Origin of the sequence: Lentzea aerocolonigenes (assembly GCF_000974445.1) — a bacterium.
GTDB classification, from domain to species: Bacteria; Actinomycetota; Actinomycetes; order Mycobacteriales; family Pseudonocardiaceae; genus Lentzea; species Lentzea aerocolonigenes.
The window spans coordinates 277,255-293,201 of record NZ_BBOJ01000009.1 but is presented as its reverse complement, the minus strand read 5'-3'; the positions used below and the strand labels follow the sequence as shown (position 1 = coordinate 293,201).

Genomic DNA, 15,947 nt, shown 5'->3' with positions numbered 1-15,947 from the left:
CGCCGCCGGCACCGCGCCGGCCGCCGGGCAGGCGGACGACGCAACCGACCGTGGAGCGCGGGTACGGCCGCGAACAGGGTCAGTCCCAGCGGAACGTCCTGGCCGCCACAGCACCCGCCACGAGGCTCACCAGCCCCATGACCGCGAGATGCCTCCAATCCGGCGCGGTGCCGAGCCACGCCTGTTGCAACGCCTCCACTCCGGGAGGCGAGTACGAGCCGATCGTCTGAATCACCGAGGGCAGCATGAACCGCGGCAGGTACACGCCGCCGAAGAACATGAGCAGCATGAACACCACCGTCGCCCAGCCACCGGCCGCCCGCGCGGTCGGGGCCAGTGCGGCGATCACCAGTCCCAGCGCGAACGTCCCAGCCCCTCCCAGCACCACGGCACACGCCAGGCCGAGTGGATGGTGGGGCAGGTCGACGCCGAAAACGACGTACGCCACCACGATAGTCAGCAGCACCGACAAGATCGCCGCGCCGAAGTTGACCACCAGCTGGCCGATCAGCAACCGCGCCGGGTGCATGGGCGTCGTGGACAGCCGGCGCAGCACGCCCTTCTCCCGATACGTCGCCACGACCGTCGGCAGACGCTGCAACCCGATGAACACCAACGTGAACACGACGATCGACGACAGGTAGCTGTCGATGAACCGAAGACCACCGAACTGCGGATCAGGCGTCCGCAACGCCGGAACCGCCCCCAGCCCGAGCAGCAACACCGCCGGGAACACCAGAGCGAACACCGAGTTCAGCCGATCGCGAACGAACAGCCGAGCCTCCACCTCAATGATCTTCCGCACGACTACCCCCGGTCAGCTCGACGTAGGCGTCGTCCAGCGAGACCTGGTCGACGCGCAGCTGCCGCGCCACGATCTGCTTGCGCGCCAGCAAAGAAGTCACCGCGTGCAGCAGGTTCTCCGACCCGCTCACCACGAGCTGCGAACCCACCGACGACACCTCGGTGACCTCCGGCAGCGCCTGCAGCAGGGCGACGTCCAGCGAAGCGGACGGCACGAACCGCACCCGAGTGGCACCGTCCACACGCGACACCAGCCCGGAAGGCGTGTCCAACGCCGCGATGCGCCCGTCGCGGAACACCGCGACCCGGTCGCAGAGCCGTTCGGCCTCCTCCATGAAGTGCGTGACCAGCAGGATCGTCACGCCGGCCGACCGCACCTCCTCGATCACCGACCACGTGTCGCGCCGCGCCTGCGGATCGAGTCCCGTCGTCAGCTCGTCGAGGATCGCCACCCGCGGCGACCCGATCAACGCCAGCGCGATCGACAACCGCTGCTTCAACCCGCCGGACAGCTGCCCGAACTCCGCCTTCAGGTGCCCGGACAGCCCCAGCCGCGACGACCAGTCGGCCGGCGACGGGTAGAACGACGAGAACAGCGACAGCGCCTCGCCCACCCGAATCCGTTCGGGCAGCTCGGACGCCTGCAGCTGCACCCCGATCGCGGACCGCACGTCCCCCGGTGCCCGCCCCAGCACCGACACGCTCCCCCGGTCCGGCTTCCGCAGCCCCGCCACGCACTCGACCGTCGTGGTCTTGCCCGCTCCGTTCGGCCCCAGAATTCCGAAGATCTCCCCCTCGGCGACCTCGAACGACACCGAGTCCACCGCGACGCGGGGCCCGTACCGCTTCCCCAGCTCGCGCACTTCGACGATTGCCATGCCACCACGATCGTGGAGCACGAACAGCAGATCATCGAACAACGAGCGACACCCTGATCAACCGATCGGTTGATGCTCCAGCACGGCCGCGCGCAATGCCGCCGCCAGTCGCGACACGGGGTCAGCGACAGGCCCCGGCACCCGCGCGATCAGCACCCGGCGCTGCTCGGACGGCCCGCCCCGCACCGGCAGCACCCGCACCCCGGCGGGCACGACCGAGGCGAGCGCGGCCGACACGGTCGTGATGCCCAGTCCCGCCGCGACGAGCTGCAGCTTGGCCAGCCAGTCACGGGCGGTGTGCGCGACGACGGGCCGTTCGTCCAGTCCCGGCCACACGCCCATCACCAGCGGATCGCCCGGCCCGGAGATCCAGCGCTGGTCCCGCAGGTCCGCGATGTCGATGAAGTCGTTGCGCGCCAACGGATGCGCCGACGGCACAGCAACACGCAGACTGCGTTCCGTGAGCGTGTCGATCTCCAAAGCGGGCACCTCGTCGTCGGGAGCGCGAAACGGCGGTGACGACGCGATCAACGCGATGTCCAATGTGCCCGCACGCAACGCGCGCACCAACGCCGGTGTGCTCCCCTCGCGCGTGACGACGGTGATGGATGGATGAGTGCGCCTCAACGCCACAAGCGCGGCAGGCACCAACCACGCACCAGCCGTGGCGAACCAGCCGAGCCGGACCGTGCTCTCGTCCTCTTCCGGCAGCCCTGCAAGCTCCCGTGCGCCTGCATCGACCTGATCGACCACAACGGCCGCACGCTTCAACACGAGCCGTCCGGCCGCAGTGAGCCGCACGCCGTCATGGCGCCGTTCCAACAACACGACGCCCGCTGCACGCTCCAAGGCCGCGATCTGCCGGGACACCGCAGACTGCGTGTAGCCCAACGCGGTCGCCGCCGCGGTCAACGTCCCGCGCTCGGCCACCTCGCGGAACACCCGCAGAGCGACCAGCGACGCATCGGTGAAGGCCATGACATCTACGCATACCCCGGTTGACATTCTTTCGCTACCCGCATGCTTAGAACCGTCCTAGCGTCGAAGTCATGACGATCGCACTGGTCACCGGCGCCACGCAGGGACTCGGCCTCGCACTGGCAGAAGGGCTCGCGCAACGCCTGAAGCCCACCGACACCGTCTACCTCACCGGCCGCGACACCGGCCGGATCACCGCCGCGGTCGAGTCGATCCAGGGCAGCGCACAGGTCCGCGGCGAGCTGTTCGACGTGGCACAACCGAACTCCGCACACGACTTGGCGAAACAGCTGGAGCAACGGCACGGCGGCGTCGACATCGTGTTCGGCAACGCCGTGATGCGCATCGGCCCCGACGACGACCCGCGCGAGATCGCGGACGAGTACACCCAGGTCAACAACTTCGGCACCACGAGACTCCTGCGGGAGTTCGCGCCACTGCTCAACGACAACGGCAGACTGATCGTCGTGGCGAGCTCGCTCGGCACGCTCCACCACCTGGCGCCCGTCCTCCACACACGGTTCACGGCACCGTCCACTCTGGACGAGATCGACGACCAGATCGCCCGCTGGCGCGACGAGATCAAGGAGAACAGGACCGGCGCCTGGCCCGGCTTCGTGAACATCCCGTCCAAGATCGGCCAGGTCGCCGCCGTCCGCGTCCTCGCGGCCCAACGGCGCGAAGAAGACGCGGAGCGCGGCATCCTGATCGCCTCCGCGTGCCCCGGAATGATCAACACACCGACGTCCGCGCTGTGGTGGGACGTCAGCACCGCCCCGACTCCCGCACAGGCCGCGAAGGCGTTGCTCGACCTCGCCCTCGACCCGGTCGAACCGGAGCACTACGGCGAGCTCGTGCGTCACGGCGAGGTGGTGCCGTTCAGCTGATGGGTTGGTCCAGCCCGTGCACCACCTGGTCGAGCAACGTCTGGATGACAGCTTCGTTGTGTTCGCTGCGCCCCGGCGTGATCATCCGTGACGTCGCCTCGACCATCGCGTGCACGAGCATCGCCCGCAGGTGCGCGCGCCGCACCCCGGCCGTGGTGAAGACACCGACCAACGGCGCCAGCAGCCGTTCGTGCTCGGCCCTGATCTGCTCGCGCGACGCGTCCGGCAGCGTGTGCGCGGACAGGGCCACCACGGCGCCGTGGCTGCCGTCGGTGATGATCGCCAGCTCGGTGCGCAGGTACGCCTCGATCTTCTCCGGCACGGACCCGGCGCTGTTGACCGCGTCCTCCAGCTTGTCCGCCCACTCGGGCAGCGCGTCCGACACGATCGCGGCGACCAGTTCCTCGCGGGACCGGAAGTACTCGTAGAGGCTCGGCCGCGACAACCCGACGCGTCTCGCGAGCGACGCGAGCGTCAGCGCCTCCGCCCCCTCGGTCGCCACGATCTCGCGCCCGGCGTCCAGCAGGGCGCGCAAACGGTTGGCGCGGTGCTCGGCCACGGTGTCGGCGCTGATCCTCGGCACAGCGGGATCGTATCGCGCCTTGCTTTCCCGACGGGGAGTTGGAATAGTTTCCGACAGAGCGTCGGGATCGGGAGGCCAGCATGTTCATCGCGACCAACCGGATGTTCGTGAACCCGGAGATGTCCGAGGAGTTCGAGCGCTACTTCCGCGGCAACATGCGCACCCACCTGCCCGGAGTCCCCGGCCTGCTGCGCAGCACGTTGCTCAAGCCGACGCAGGACGACCAGCCGTACGTCTCGGTCAACGAGTTCGAGTCGGAAGAGGCCTTCCGCGCGTGGGTCGCGTCCGACGCGTTCCGCGAGGCGCACAAGGGCCACCGCACGATCGCACGCCTGGTCACGGGCAATGAACCGGAGAGGTTCACGCACGCGGAGGACATGGTCCTGCCGCGGCAACGCACCGAGCAGGCCCGTCTCACAGCGTGGGAAGCAGGGCCTTCATCCGGTTGATCTCGTCGGTCTGCACGGCGATCACGTCGTCGGCCATCTCCTCGACCTGAACGTTGCTGCCGGCGCCCTTCACGTCCGTCGCCATCGTGATCGCACCCTCGTGGTGCTTGATCATCAGCTCCAGGAACATCCGGTCGAAGTCCTTGCCGCGCGCGGCTCCGAGGGCGTTGAGCTGGTCCTGCGTGGCCATGCCCGGCATCGAACCGTGATCTTCGTGCCCACCCGCCGCGTTGAACGTCCGCTGCCACTGCTTCATGGCACCGATCTCGGGCTCCTGGCTGAACCGGATGCGGTCCGCCAGGCCTTTCACGGTCGCGTTCTCCGCGCGGTCGGGCGCGAACCGCGTCATCGCGAGCGCCTGCTCGTGGTGGACGATCATCATCGCCACGTACTTGCGGTCGGCGTCGTTCGGCGGCGCCGGAATCGCACGGGAAGCGTCCGACGGTGACAACGTCTGCGCCGAGCCCCCCGGTGTGTCCGGCGCGATGATCGGCGCTGCATCAGGCTCCGATGTACAGCCCGCCAACAGGGCGAACGCCGCCACGATGACCACAACCCCAGATCGCATGGACCGGACAATACCCTCCGAAAGACGCTGGCCCTTAGCAAGGCGAAAGGGTCATACTCCCCCCACCAACCCGTACTGAGGGGGTAAAGCTGTGACTTCACGCGCAACGGCCCGGCGGCGCAGAACGCCGTTCGCGGTTCTGGGGGCGCTCGCGCTGACGCTGTCAACGTTGACGGCGCCCGCGTTCGCCGAACCCGACCTGCCGTCCGACGGCGCTGGACTGAGCGAGGCTCAGCTCGAGGCCCAGGCGGAACCGGTCAACGGCATCCCGGGTGAGAACGAGATCAGCCGCAGCCGCAACATGGTCCTGGTGTCGCACCTGGACAAGGTGGCTCCGCTCGACCAGACGCAGACCGACATCGCGTTCCAGGGCAACTACGCGTTCGTCGGCAACTACAACGGCTTCACCATCTACGACATCCGCAACCCGAAGTCCCCGAAGATCAAGAGCTCGGTGCTCTGTCCCGGCTCGCAGAACGACGTCTCGGTGTACGGGAACCTGCTGTTCCTGTCGACCGACTCGTCGCGCAACGACAACTCGTGCAACAGCGTGTCCCAGCCGGCGACCGAGAAGTCGTCGTGGGAAGGCATCAAGGTCTTCGACATCAGCGACAAGTCGGCGCCGAAGTACGTCGCCGCCGTCGAGACCGACTGCGGTTCGCACACCCACACGCTGGTGCCGGCCAAGGACAAGAAGAGCGTCTACCTCTACATCTCGTCCTACTCGCCGAACGCCACGTTCCCGGACTGCCAGCCGCCGCACGACAAGATCTCGATCGTCAAGGTCCCCGTGAAGAACCCGGCGCAGGCGTCGCTGCTCAAGGCTCCGGTGCTCTTCCCGGACGGCGGCAACCCCGGCAAGACCGGCAGCATCGAGACCGGCTACGTCACGGCGACCTCCGGTTGCCACGACATCACCGTCTACCCGCAGCTCGACCTCGCGGCCGGCGCGTGCATGGGTGACGGCGTGCTGTGGGACATCTCCAACCGGGAGAACCTGGTGGAGATCAACCGCGTCCAGGACGACGCGCACTTCGCGTTCTGGCACTCGGCCACCTTCAACAACAACGGCACCAAGGTCGTCTTCACCGACGAGCTCGGTGGCGGTGGCGCCGCGACCTGCAACGAGAAGATCGGCCAGACGCGTGGTGCCAACGGCATCTACGACATCGTGGGCAAGGGCAAGGACCGCAAGCTGGTCTTCAAGTCCTACTACAAGATCCCGCGCATGCAGGCCGACTCGGAGAACTGCGTCGCCCACAACGGCTCGCTGATCCCCGTGCCCGGCAAGGACATCATGGTGCAGTCCTGGTACCAGGGCGGCGTCTCGGTGTGGGACTTCACGAACTCGAGCAAGCCGCGTGAGATCGGCTTCTTCGAGCGCGGCCCGATGCCGAACAAGGCGGGCGGCGGCACGTGGTCGACCTACTGGTACAACGGCTACATCTACTCCTCGGAGATGGGCCGCGGCTTCGACGTCATCGACATGCGCGACCCGCGCACGTTCGTGGCGAAGTTCTTCCGCACGGACGAGCTGAACGTGCAGACCCAGGGCAACTTCTACCGCGGGTAGCAGCTGTCCGGATCAGCGCGGCTGTCGTTTCTCGGCAGCCGCGCTGATCGCTGTCAGGACCAGAGTCACCGCGACACCACCGAAAACGGCCCAGATCGGCGAGCCGACGTCCAACGCCCACGCGGCGACGACGGCGGTGAGGCCGTAACCCGCGCCGGTCACCGCGTACATCATCGAGAACCCCGGGGCGTGCGCCCCGACCGGAAGCCGTTCGCGCAGCGCCAGACTCCGCGTCACGAGCACGCCGGACTGGAACAACCCGGCCGCCAGCAACGCACCCGCGATGCCCGGCAGGTTCGGGAACAACGCCACCGCTCCGACACAGGTCGCGGTGATCACCAGCAGCACGAGTCCCTGGGCGCGCAACGATCCCGGCCACGGCCGCAGCCCGTACAGCACCGCCCCCAGCGCGCTGCACGCCGCGAACCCCGTGAGCAGCGGCCCGGTCCAGCCGATGCCGATCCCCCGGTGCTCCAGCAACGCCGGCAGCACCAGCTCCGCGACCGCCAGCTGCGCCAGAGCCGCCGCGCTCACCAGGTAGATCGGCCACGCAGACACGACCACGCGCACCTTCGCCGTGCCGGAGCGGGATGTCACGTGCCCGCGCGGCAGGATGAACACCAGCCACGCCGCGACGACGATCAGGCTGACCGACACGACGACGGGCGCACGCCGGTCGACGCTCAACGCCAGCACGGTGACCAGCGCGGGCGCCACCGCCCACACGACCTGCGTGATCATGGCGTCGAAGCCCATCGCCTTGGGCACCAACGAGTCCGGCACCAGCCCGAGCAGCATCGCGCGCAGCCCGCCCGGCGTCGTCGACGGTCCGGCGCCCGCGATCAGCGCCGCCACCACCAGCACCGTCGTGTTCGTCGTCAACGCCAGCGTCGTGAACGCACCCGCGCCGACGACCAGCCCCGCGCTGAGCTGCCCGCGCATCCGTGACGGGTCGAGCAGAAGCCCCAGCAGCGCCGCGCCGAGGATCTCCCCCAGCACGTACACCGCCGTCAGCGACGCCGCCAGCACGTAACCGCCGGGCAGGTCCCTGGTCAGGAACACCATCATCAGCGGCGTCATGGACATCGGTAGCTTGGCGGCGACCGTCACCACGGCGCACGCGAGCACGTCCCGGTTCGCGAGGTCGCGATAACCGGCAGCGGAGATCGTCACTCGCCCAGCTCCTGGAACAGCGTCAACTGCAGTCCCGCAGGCGCCTTCAGCCGCGCGTTGAGGGAGTTCCACGGCGTGCGCGTGGGTTCCGCGATCACTTCGGCGCCCGCGGCCTCCAGGTCACGGGTGACCGCCGCGGAGTCGTCCACCTCGAACGCGACCCGGATGTGCCCGGCGACGCGCTCACCCACCTCGACCTGGTCGATGAACTCCGCGTGCGGCGGATCGGTGATCTCCAGCGTGGCCCTGCCGGCCTCCAGGATCGTGACCCGTCCGCCGTCGGACGCGAAGGCCGCCCGTTGCTCGAGGCCGAGCACGTCTCGGTAGAAACGCAGGGCCTCGTCGTAGTCGGCGGCGGTGACGACCAGGCGGAGTTCACGAACACCGTTCATGGCGACGATCATTTCACCCCCGGTGTCAGAACTGAGCGAAACTCCGCAGCCTGACAGGATGCCGCAGGCCGAGGGCAGCGCGGCCTGGACGTGCGACACGCTAGTCGACTACACCTCGACCCGCTGAGGCTGCCCCTGCACCAGCCGCGTGAGGACCACGACCACCGCCGCGATCCCCGCCGTCACGTGGATCGGCGCCGGTCCGAACGTCGCGGCGAGCACCGCGACCGAGCCCAGCGGCAGCAGGTACTTGTGCAGCCCGGCCTGACCGGGGCAGTCCTGCACGTACCAGACGCACAGGAAGAAGATCGCGAGCGGCACGGTGGTGAACGCGGCGACCGTCGTGCCCGGCGCGTGCGAGAGGTGCAGGTCGTAGTCGACGGACGCGGCGAGCCCGGCGCCGAGTGCGGCGATCGAGCCGAGGATGAGCAGGTGCGCGTAGCCCCAGAGGAACGCCTTCTTCATGTTGTGCAGGTGGGTGGGCGCCTCGAAGTAGATCCACCACACCGAGAACACGATGATCAGCGACGCCGCGGCGAGCGAGATCAGGTTGACGCCGCTGTCGAAGCCCTTCTGGAACGCGAGCGTCGCCGCCAGGATCGACTCGCCGAGCACGATCAGCGTGAAGAGACCGTGCCGTTCGGCGATGTGGTGGGGGTGCCAGGTCGTCGACGAGGCGCGTTCGGCCCACACCGGCACCAGCAGCTCGCCGATCATGCCGAGGACCCACAGCGGCAGCTGCATGCTCGGCGGCGCGACCACGACCCACAGCACCCACAACACCTGCATGCCCGCGATGCCGGCGGCGTAGCGGCGGGTGCAGGCCCGGTGCTGGGGGTTGTCCCGCGACGCGCGCAGCCAGTGCGCGACCATCGCGAGCCGGATGACGACGTACCCGCTGACGACGACGCGGTAGTCGTCGTGCTCGAACACGCGTGGAATGCCCGAGGCGATGACGAGCACTCCGGCGATCTGGACCATCGTGATGATCCGGTACAGCGTGTCGTCGTTGTCGAACGCGCTCGCGAACCAGGTGAAGTTCAGCCAGGGCAGCCAGAGCGCGAAGAACGCCATGCAGAACGCGAGCACGCCGTGGCCGATGTGGTTCTCGACCACGGCGTGGTGCAACGAGGCGGCGGCCTGGGCGACCGCCACCACGAAGCTCAGGTCGAACAACAGCTCCAACGGCGTCGCGACCCGGTGGGCCTCCGCCGTGTCGCGCGCGAGGAGCTTTCTGATCATCCCGGTACCACCATGATCCTTGATTCGCTGAGGTCGAGTGCGACCTGCGTGCCGGGCTGGTAGGCGGCCGCGGCGTTGGAAGGCTGGTCGACGCGCAGCACCTGCTCGCCGACCCTCACCGAGATCCGCGTGACCGGCCCGAGGAACGACTGGGTCAGCACGTCGCCCACGATCTTGCCACCGGAGTCGCCGTCGTGTGCGGAAACGCCGATGTCCTCCGGCCGCACGATGACGCGAACGTCGCTTCCGGACGGTTGGTCGTGGGCGGCGGGCAGGGTGACGCCGTTGATGACGACGGTCTGTCCTTCCGCCTTGGCCTCGACCGAGTTCGTGACGCCGACGAACTGCGCCACGAACGCCGTCTTCGGCTCCCGGTAGACGACGGACGGGGTGTCGAGCTGCTCCAGCCGTCCGTGCGACATGACGCCGACCCGGTCCGAGACGGCGAGCGCCTCCTCCTGGTCGTGCGTGACGAACAACGTCGTCATGCCGAGCTCGGTCTGGATGCGGCGGATCTCGTCGCGCAGGTTCACGCGGACCTTGGCGTCCAATGCGGACAGCGGCTCGTCCAGCAGCAGCACGCGCGGCTGGATCGCCAACGCACGCGCCAGAGCGACCCGTTGCTGCTGACCGCCCGACATCTGGTGCGGGTAGCGGCCGCCGAGGTGCGCCAGACCGACGAGTTCCAGCAGCTCCCCTGCCTTCTTGGCGTCGGCCTTGCGCATCTTCAGGCCGAACGCGACGTTCTGCGCCGCGGTCATGTTCGGGAAGAGGCTGTAGGCCTGGAAGACCATGCCCATGTCCCGCCGATTGGCCGGGACCTTCGTGATGTCCTTGCCGCCCACCGTGACCGTGCCGGAGTCGGCGGTCTCGAAGCCCGCGACGATGCGCAGTGCCGTCGTCTTGCCGCAGCCGGACGGGCCGAGCAGGCTGACCAGCTCGCCTTCCGCGAGGTCGAGGTCGAGACCGTCCAGCGCGGTGTTGCCGCCGAAGGACTTGCGCAGTCCCTTGAGTTCCAGGTGACCCATGTGTTGTTACTCCTCGACCACGGTCTGACGGCGCCGCTGGCCGACGTAGGAAAGTGCGAACAGGAGGACGAACGCGAAGAGCAGGCTCAGCAACGACACCGCGATGGACACGCCCGCGTTGCGCTTGCCGAGCAGGTTGACCTGCACCTGCAACGTGTCGAAGTTGAGCAGCGACGCGATGGTGAACTCGCCGAGCACCAGTGCCACGGACAGCAGCGACGCGCCGAGCAGCGCGACGCGGATGTTCGGCACGACGACCTTCCACAGCACCGTGAACCACGACGCGCCGAGGCTGCGTGCGGCTTCGGCCAGCGTCTTCAGGTCGATCGCGGCGAGTCCGGCGTCGATCGCGCGGTAGGCGAACGGCAGCACCAGGATCGTGTAGGCGAAGGTCAGCGTCAGCGGTGAGTCGCCGAGGAAGTAGTTCACCCAGGCGTAGAGCGGCGCCATGCCGACCACCAGCACGATCGCGGGGATCGCGAGCGGCAGCAGGCACAGGAACTCCACGAGCCGCTGCAGCTGCGGGAGCCGCAGCCGGATCCACGCCATCGTCGGCACGAGCAGCACCAGCATCAGAACCGCCGAAGTGACCGACAGCAGCAGCGAGTTGACGAGCGCCTCCATCAGGCCCTCGTCGTCGACGATGGACGTCCACGACTCGAGGCTGCGGCTGCCGCCCTTGCCCCGCGTGGAGAACTCCGCCATCGCGATCAGCGGCAGGATGAAGTAGACGCCCAGGACCAGCAGGACGATCGTGCGCAGGACGCGCTGCTTCACTAGCGAACCCACTTGGCCACCCTCCGCTGCAGCAGCACGTTGACGCCCATCGCGATGCTCACGACGATCACCATGCCGAGGCCCAGCGCCTTGCCCAGGTTCTCCTGGCCGAGCACGACCTCGCCGGTGAGGAAACCGCGGATCTGCAACGGCACGATCGGGCTGCCCTGCGAGACGAGCGCGGCGGCCGTGGCGTAGGCGCTGAAGGCGTTGGCGAACAACAGGAGCAGCGCGCCGAGGAACGGCGGCGTCAGGATCGGGCCGCCGACGTGACGCCAGTACGTCCAGCTCGTGCCACCCAGCGACGCGTTGGCCTCGCGCCACTGCGGCCGCAGACCGTCCAGGGCGGGCAGGAACACGATGACCATCAACGGGATCTGGAAGAACGTGTAGACGAGTGTCAGGCCGGGCAGCTCGAACAGCCAGGCGCTGCCGGCGAACAGGTCGATGCCAACGTTGTCACGCAGGAACTTCGTGACGAGACCCTCGAAGCCCACGGTCGCGAGGAACGCGAACGCCAGCGGCACGCCACCGAACTGGGCGAGCACACCGGAGGCCGCGACGACGACCCGGCGCAGCATCCCGTCCGGGTTGCCGACCGCGATCGCCCACGTGAGCAGGGCGCCGAAGATCGCGCCGATCAGCGCGGTGAGCGCCGAGAGCTCGATGCTGCGCACGAAGGCGTCGAACACGACGCCGGTGAACAGGGTTGAGAGGTTGTCGAAGGTGAACCCGCCTGCCGAGTCCTGAAAGGCCCCGACCAGCACGAGCACCGTGGGGTAGACGAGGAAGGTGCCGACGAACGCGAGGAACGGCACCGCGACGAGCCAGGCGGCCGCAGATGGCCGACCGGCGGCCCCACTCTTGCGAGTGGAACCGCCGGGGGCTGCCGCTACGGGAGCGACTGAGGTCATCCGATGGCCTGCGCCCAGGTCGCGGTCAGGACGGCCTTGGCCTTGTCGGCCTGCGCCTGCGTCTGGAACACCTGCTTGCCCTCGGTCTTGGGCAGCTTGTCCTTCGCCGCCTTGTCCGCCTTGTCACCCATCTTGTCCAGGCGCACCGGGCGGGACATGCCCTTCAGGTAGAGGTTCTGGCCCTCGTCGGAGTAGAGGAACTCCTGCCACAGGCGCGCGGCCGCGGGGTGCGGCGCGTCCTTGCTGATGGCCTGGTTGTAGTAGGCACCGATCTGCGCCTCGGCCGGGACGACGACCTTCCAGTCCATCTTGCCCTTGAGCTTCTCGGTCTGGGCGGCGTTGGTGTAGTCCCAGTCGATGACGACCGGCGTCTGCCCGGACTCGATCGTCGCGGGAGACGGGTCGACCGGCTGGAAGTTGCCGGCCTGCTTGAGCTGCTTGAAGAACTCGACGCCCGGCGCGATGTCGTCGGCGGAGCCACCGTTGCCCAGGGACGCCATCATGACGCCGGAGAACGCGGCACCGGCCTGCGTCGGGTCGCCGTTGAGTGCGACCTTGCCCTTGTAGTCGGGCTTGAGCAGGTCCTTGACGCTCGTCGGCGCCGGCACCTTGGCGGCGTCGTACCCGATCGACATGAAGCCGCCGTAGTCGCCGTAGTAGAGGCCGTCCGCGTCCTTGAGCTCAGCGGGGATGTCGTCCCAGGTGCTGACCTTGTACGGCGCGAACAGGTCCTTGTTGGCCAGCGCCACGTTCAGTCCGAGGTCGAACACGTCGGGCGCGCGGTCGTTGCCCTTGAGCTGCTTGGCGGCGTTGATCTCCTCCTGGCTGGAGGCGTCCGGCTGAGCCGAGTCGACCTTGACGCCGTACTTGGCCTCGAACGCCTTGATGATCTCGCCGTAGTTCGCCCAGTCCGGGGGCAGCGCGATGACGTTGAGCTTGCCCTCCTTCTTGGCGGCCTCGACCAGCTTGTCCATACCACCGAGCTCACTCGCCGACTTGGCGGTCCCGGCGGCACCGGCCGGCGTCTCCTTGGCGGGCGGGGCGCCACAGGCTGCCACCGCAAGCACCAACGCGCCGACACCGATCAGTTTCGTGGTGACGTTCCCTCGCTTCAGCACAGGCGGAGGATTCGCGCGGACAGCTTTCGTTGTCAAGCCAGCCGCGCCGGTTGAGACCTTCTCGACTCCAACCGTGAATTCTCGGCGGCTCAGGGGTTGCCGGAGAGTGCTTTCCGGGCTTCACTCAAGTGTTGTGCCGTGATCCCGGTGCGCGGATCGACGTGCACGAGCGCGGTGGTCAGCTGCCGTCGCTTGTGGACGAACTCCTGCCTGCGCGCGGCGTGGAGCCCGAAGTCGTCGTCGAACCAGACCAGCGGCCGTTCGTACGCGTACCTGGCCACGGCCGGGTACTTCCAGCCGTGCTCGTCGTGGAACTCGACCACCTTCAGCGCGGGCAGGCCGAGCCGCGGCCCGATCTCGGTGTTCGCCCGGTGCATCCACGTGGTGACCCACGCGAGCTCGGCGTTCACCTCGTCGGCCAGCCGTCTCAACTGGTCGCCGTGCTCCGGATCGAGCCAGATCCGGAGCTTCCGCCGCCAGCCGACCCTGATGTCGAACGGCCGGTAGTTCGGCGGCTTCGGGTTCGCTGCCCACGGGTTGAGCGGGCCGTCGACGTCGATCAGCACGAGTGGACGCATCCGTCCAGATGTAGTCGAAAATGCGCACTTCTGTTCGTATGAGGGGCATGTTCACCGACGACGAGATCGCCTACCTGCGCGAGCAACCCCTGGCCCGCCTGGCGACGATCAACGAGGACGGCCACCCCGACGTGGTCCCCGTCGCGTTCGAGTACGACGGCACGCACTTCTGGGTGGGCGGCGTGGGCGAGCAGGTCCTGCGCACCCGCAAGTTCCGCAACATCACCGCCGGCCGCCGCGCGGTCTCGCTGGTGGTCGACGACCTGGTCTCGCTCACCCCGTTCAGCGCCCGGGCCATCCGCGTCTACGGCACCGCGGAGGACCCGGTCGACCGCGTCGGGCTCGTCGGCCCCGGCCTCTACTGCCGGATCACGCCCACCAGGTCCTGGGCGTGGAACATGGCGGGCGAACCCGCGGGCGAGCGGTGGTACGAGCCGCGCCGGTCATGAAGCTCGGCCAGTTGTGCGTGCTCGGTGTGGTGGAACTACGGCTGCGGCATGCTCTCGGATTCCGGAAGGCCCGGCCGGGGCGGTAGGTCGTCGGCGCTGAAGGCGAAGGGAAGCAGGTCGGCTATCCGGTAACGGCTGATCAGGGAAAGATCAAGGTTGGCACAGAGCACCACGACGTCGTGCGCCACGTCGAGGATGCGCTGCCGACAACCGCCGCACGGCGTCACCGGGCGACCGCGTTCGTGGGAGCGGGGGTCTCCTCCAACGATAGCGATCGCCTCGAACTCCCGTGCGCCGTCCGTGACAGCGGCGGCCAACGCGGCGGATTCGGCGCACACGCCGAGCGGAAAGGATGACGACTCGAAAAACGTTCCCCGGTACTGCCTGCTGTCCGCGGTCAGCACCGCGGCACCCACAAGGAATCCTGACACGGGATTCAGTGCGTGGGGCGCGGCCAGCCTGGCACCGCGCAGCAGATCTGCTTGAGCCGAGGAGAGAGCGGTGAGTTCCACCGCGAACTCGTTCATCGAACAACGCCGAGGCTCAAAGCCTCGTCAGCAGAGCCGGCGCTCACCAGAACACCGTCGCGCGACACGCGCTCGACCTTCGTCCACAGGGCACTGGTGTCCGGCCGCACCTGTGACAAGGGGACTACCGCGCCGTCCACGACGACAGGAGGGTCGATCCGGCGGCCCTTGCCGTGCACCCGCACTCCGTGCACAGGGTCTCCGACGGTCACCGTCCGGACGCGACGCAGCGCGGCCAACGCACGATCGAAGCCGTTCTTGTCGTCGGAGAGGAGCTTGGACAAGACGACATCGTCGGTGGAAAGGAGGTCCTCGTCCGTCAGCACCTCGGCCGCGAAGGCCTCCTTGAGCAGCCGGGCGAAGGTGTGGTGTGCGTACAGCTCCAGCGGATGCAGGAAGACCTCGCCCACAAGGTGGGCGTACCACTCCGTGAAGCGCACAGCGGCGGTCACGTCGAGAGACACCACAACGCCATCACGGAAGGTCAGCTGGTCCACGAAGGCACGGGCCTGGGACGCAGTTATCCAGCCGAGCTTCATGAGGTCCCGCAAGGTGTAGTCGATCCGGTCGGCGCACAAGCCTGGTGCGGGCACGTCCACCCGCTGGAGGTTCAGCTCCGAGAACAGCTCCCGCCAGTTGTGGCCGTGCCGGGCCAATATCTCCGGCACGTCGTTCTGCTCGATGACGGAGGCGAAGATGCGCTCGTGAAACTCCTCCATGCGGTCATCGAACACATAGTCGATCGTGTGAGAGAAAGCGGTGTGGGAGAGATCCTGCAGGAGGCCCGCGGCCTGTTCTGTCTCGCTGCCGCCAAGGATTCGGGTGAGTGTCATCACCCCCAAGCTGTGCTCGAAACGGGTGTTGCTGCGGCCCGCGCGAACGAACGAGGACGCGCCTGCCTGACCCACGCCCCTCAGGCGGTTGACGGCCTTGCTGGCAACGAGGTCACCCAGCAGGCCGTCAGGAACCGGGCTGAAGCCGTAGACGTCGTCGTAATAGCGGTGCATGGCGGAAGTGCTCCGGTGGGTA

At 68.2% G+C, this 15,947-nt stretch carries 19 protein-coding genes; 4 read left to right on the top strand and 15 right to left on the bottom strand.

All coding sequences use genetic code 11. The features are described from left to right. Positions 1 to 79: 79 nt before the first annotated feature. The 3 genes from AOM45_RS19540 to AOM45_RS19530 are packed head-to-tail and all read right to left on the bottom strand — an operon-like array spanning position 80 to position 2,660. Positions 80 to 805 carry an ABC transporter permease gene (locus AOM45_RS19540; RefSeq protein ID WP_030466243.1) on the bottom strand — a complete coding sequence of 242 codons (726 nt, stop codon included), beginning with the start codon at positions 803 to 805 and terminating at the stop codon, positions 80 to 82. Next, complete coding sequence (locus AOM45_RS19535; protein ID WP_030466244.1) at positions 789 to 1,682, bottom strand: ABC transporter ATP-binding protein; 894 nt, start codon at positions 1,680 to 1,682, stop codon at positions 789 to 791. Before AOM45_RS19535 ends, AOM45_RS19540 begins: the two co-directional genes overlap by 17 nt. Before the next feature lie 57 nt (positions 1,683 to 1,739). Beyond that, a complete protein-coding gene (locus tag AOM45_RS19530) occupies positions 1,740 to 2,660 on the bottom strand; it encodes a LysR family transcriptional regulator (protein ID WP_030466245.1) in 921 nt (306 codons plus the stop codon). Between the two features lie 71 nt (positions 2,661 to 2,731). On the opposite strand from AOM45_RS19530, the gene AOM45_RS19525 reads away from it, so the two are divergent. Next, complete coding sequence (locus tag AOM45_RS19525; RefSeq protein WP_030466246.1) at positions 2,732 to 3,547, top strand: SDR family NAD(P)-dependent oxidoreductase; 816 nt, start codon at positions 2,732 to 2,734, stop codon at positions 3,545 to 3,547. On the opposite strand, the gene AOM45_RS19520 is transcribed toward AOM45_RS19525, so the two are convergent. Continuing rightward, the gene (locus tag AOM45_RS19520; RefSeq protein WP_030466247.1) at positions 3,540 to 4,130 is read right to left on the bottom strand and encodes a TetR/AcrR family transcriptional regulator; all 591 of its coding nucleotides are present in this window, start codon (positions 4,128 to 4,130) and stop codon (positions 3,540 to 3,542) included. The two genes, AOM45_RS19525 and AOM45_RS19520, sit on opposite strands and share 8 nt — an antisense overlap. Positions 4,131 to 4,210: 80 nt before the next feature. On the opposite strand from AOM45_RS19520, the gene AOM45_RS19515 reads away from it, so the two are divergent. Further along, the gene (locus tag AOM45_RS19515; protein WP_063756984.1) at positions 4,211 to 4,579 is read left to right on the top strand and encodes an antibiotic biosynthesis monooxygenase family protein; all 369 of its coding nucleotides are present in this window, start codon (positions 4,211 to 4,213) and stop codon (positions 4,577 to 4,579) included. Here AOM45_RS19515 and AOM45_RS19510 read toward each other — a convergent pair. Next, positions 4,545 to 5,147 carry a DUF305 domain-containing protein gene (locus AOM45_RS19510; protein WP_030466249.1) on the bottom strand — a complete coding sequence of 201 codons (603 nt, stop codon included), beginning with the start codon at positions 5,145 to 5,147 and terminating at the stop codon, positions 4,545 to 4,547. The two genes, AOM45_RS19515 and AOM45_RS19510, sit on opposite strands and share 35 nt — an antisense overlap. 91 nt (positions 5,148 to 5,238) lie before the next feature. On the opposite strand from AOM45_RS19510, the gene AOM45_RS19505 reads away from it, so the two are divergent. After that, a complete protein-coding gene (locus AOM45_RS19505; RefSeq protein WP_030466250.1) occupies positions 5,239 to 6,720 on the top strand; it encodes an LVIVD repeat-containing protein in 1,482 nt (493 codons plus the stop codon). Positions 6,721 to 6,732: 12 nt separating this feature from the next. Here AOM45_RS19505 and AOM45_RS19500 read toward each other — a convergent pair whose 3' ends face one another. The 8 genes from AOM45_RS19500 to AOM45_RS19465 form a co-directional block, all read right to left on the bottom strand. Further along, positions 6,733 to 7,893 (bottom strand): MFS transporter, encoded by a 1,161-nt coding sequence (locus AOM45_RS19500; protein ID WP_201780015.1) that lies wholly within the window; start codon positions 7,891 to 7,893, stop codon positions 6,733 to 6,735. Next, positions 7,890 to 8,285, bottom strand: a complete 396-nt coding sequence (locus tag AOM45_RS19495) for a VOC family protein (protein WP_030466252.1) — start codon at positions 8,283 to 8,285, stop codon at positions 7,890 to 7,892. Before AOM45_RS19495 ends, AOM45_RS19500 begins: the two co-directional genes overlap by 4 nt. Positions 8,286 to 8,393: 108 nt before the next feature. Continuing rightward, on the bottom strand, positions 8,394 to 9,527 hold the full coding sequence (locus AOM45_RS19490; protein ID WP_030466253.1) for a low temperature requirement protein A: 1,134 nt from the start codon (positions 9,525 to 9,527) through the stop codon (positions 8,394 to 8,396). Next, entirely contained in the window at positions 9,524 to 10,555 is a 1,032-nt protein-coding gene (locus AOM45_RS19485) for an ABC transporter ATP-binding protein (RefSeq protein WP_030466254.1), read from the bottom strand. Before AOM45_RS19485 ends, AOM45_RS19490 begins: the two co-directional genes overlap by 4 nt. 6 nt (positions 10,556 to 10,561) lie before the next feature. Continuing rightward, on the bottom strand, positions 10,562 to 11,344 hold the full coding sequence (locus tag AOM45_RS19480; RefSeq protein ID WP_030466255.1) for an ABC transporter permease: 783 nt from the start codon (positions 11,342 to 11,344) through the stop codon (positions 10,562 to 10,564). Further along, a complete protein-coding gene (locus AOM45_RS19475; RefSeq protein WP_030466256.1) occupies positions 11,332 to 12,246 on the bottom strand; it encodes an ABC transporter permease in 915 nt (304 codons plus the stop codon). Before AOM45_RS19475 ends, AOM45_RS19480 begins: the two co-directional genes overlap by 13 nt. After that, complete coding sequence (locus AOM45_RS19470; RefSeq protein ID WP_236703755.1) at positions 12,243 to 13,364, bottom strand: ABC transporter substrate-binding protein; 1,122 nt, start codon at positions 13,362 to 13,364, stop codon at positions 12,243 to 12,245. Before AOM45_RS19470 ends, AOM45_RS19475 begins: the two co-directional genes overlap by 4 nt. An 89-nt stretch (positions 13,365 to 13,453) precedes the next feature. Further along, entirely contained in the window at positions 13,454 to 13,942 is a 489-nt protein-coding gene (locus AOM45_RS19465) for an HAD domain-containing protein (protein WP_030466258.1), read from the bottom strand. 47 nt (positions 13,943 to 13,989) lie between these two features. On the opposite strand from AOM45_RS19465, the gene AOM45_RS19460 reads away from it, so the two are divergent. Continuing rightward, positions 13,990 to 14,391, top strand: a complete 402-nt coding sequence (locus tag AOM45_RS19460) for a PPOX class F420-dependent oxidoreductase (RefSeq protein ID WP_030466259.1) — start codon at positions 13,990 to 13,992, stop codon at positions 14,389 to 14,391. 35 nt (positions 14,392 to 14,426) lie between these two features. Here AOM45_RS19460 and AOM45_RS19455 read toward each other — a convergent pair whose 3' ends face one another. After that, entirely contained in the window at positions 14,427 to 14,918 is a 492-nt protein-coding gene (locus tag AOM45_RS19455; protein ID WP_051782938.1) for a cytidine deaminase, read from the bottom strand. Then, entirely contained in the window at positions 14,915 to 15,925 is a 1,011-nt protein-coding gene (locus AOM45_RS19450) for an HD domain-containing protein (RefSeq protein ID WP_051782939.1), read from the bottom strand. The genes AOM45_RS19455 and AOM45_RS19450 overlap by 4 nt, the downstream gene beginning before the upstream one ends. Positions 15,926 to 15,947 lie beyond the last annotated feature (22 nt).

What these genes read in the sequence shown, in the direction of transcription:
- AOM45_RS19535 (WP_030466244.1), bottom strand. Translation starts at nt 1,682, where the DNA reads ATGGCAATCGTCGAAGTGCGCGAGCTGGGGAAGCGGTACGGGCCCCGC.
- AOM45_RS19530 (WP_030466245.1), bottom strand. Translation starts at nt 2,660, where the DNA reads ATGGCCTTCACCGATGCGTCGCTGGTCGCTCTGCGGGTGTTCCGCGAG.
- AOM45_RS19525 (WP_030466246.1), top strand. Translation starts at nt 2,732, where the DNA reads ATGACGATCGCACTGGTCACCGGCGCCACGCAGGGACTCGGCCTCGCA.
- AOM45_RS19515 (WP_063756984.1), top strand. Translation starts at nt 4,211, where the DNA reads ATGTTCATCGCGACCAACCGGATGTTCGTGAACCCGGAGATGTCCGAG.
- AOM45_RS19510 (WP_030466249.1), bottom strand. Translation starts at nt 5,147, where the DNA reads ATGCGATCTGGGGTTGTGGTCATCGTGGCGGCGTTCGCCCTGTTGGCG.
- AOM45_RS19495 (WP_030466252.1), bottom strand. Translation starts at nt 8,285, where the DNA reads ATGAACGGTGTTCGTGAACTCCGCCTGGTCGTCACCGCCGCCGACTAC.
- AOM45_RS19490 (WP_030466253.1), bottom strand. Translation starts at nt 9,527, where the DNA reads ATGATCAGAAAGCTCCTCGCGCGCGACACGGCGGAGGCCCACCGGGTC.
- AOM45_RS19485 (WP_030466254.1), bottom strand. Translation starts at nt 10,555, where the DNA reads ATGGGTCACCTGGAACTCAAGGGACTGCGCAAGTCCTTCGGCGGCAAC.
- AOM45_RS19475 (WP_030466256.1), bottom strand. Translation starts at nt 12,246, where the DNA reads ATGACCTCAGTCGCTCCCGTAGCGGCAGCCCCCGGCGGTTCCACTCGC.
- AOM45_RS19465 (WP_030466258.1), bottom strand. Translation starts at nt 13,942, where the DNA reads ATGCGTCCACTCGTGCTGATCGACGTCGACGGCCCGCTCAACCCGTGG.
- AOM45_RS19460 (WP_030466259.1), top strand. Translation starts at nt 13,990, where the DNA reads ATGTTCACCGACGACGAGATCGCCTACCTGCGCGAGCAACCCCTGGCC.
- AOM45_RS19455 (WP_051782938.1), bottom strand. Translation starts at nt 14,918, where the DNA reads ATGAACGAGTTCGCGGTGGAACTCACCGCTCTCTCCTCGGCTCAAGCA.
- AOM45_RS19450 (WP_051782939.1), bottom strand. Translation starts at nt 15,925, where the DNA reads ATGCACCGCTATTACGACGACGTCTACGGCTTCAGCCCGGTTCCTGAC.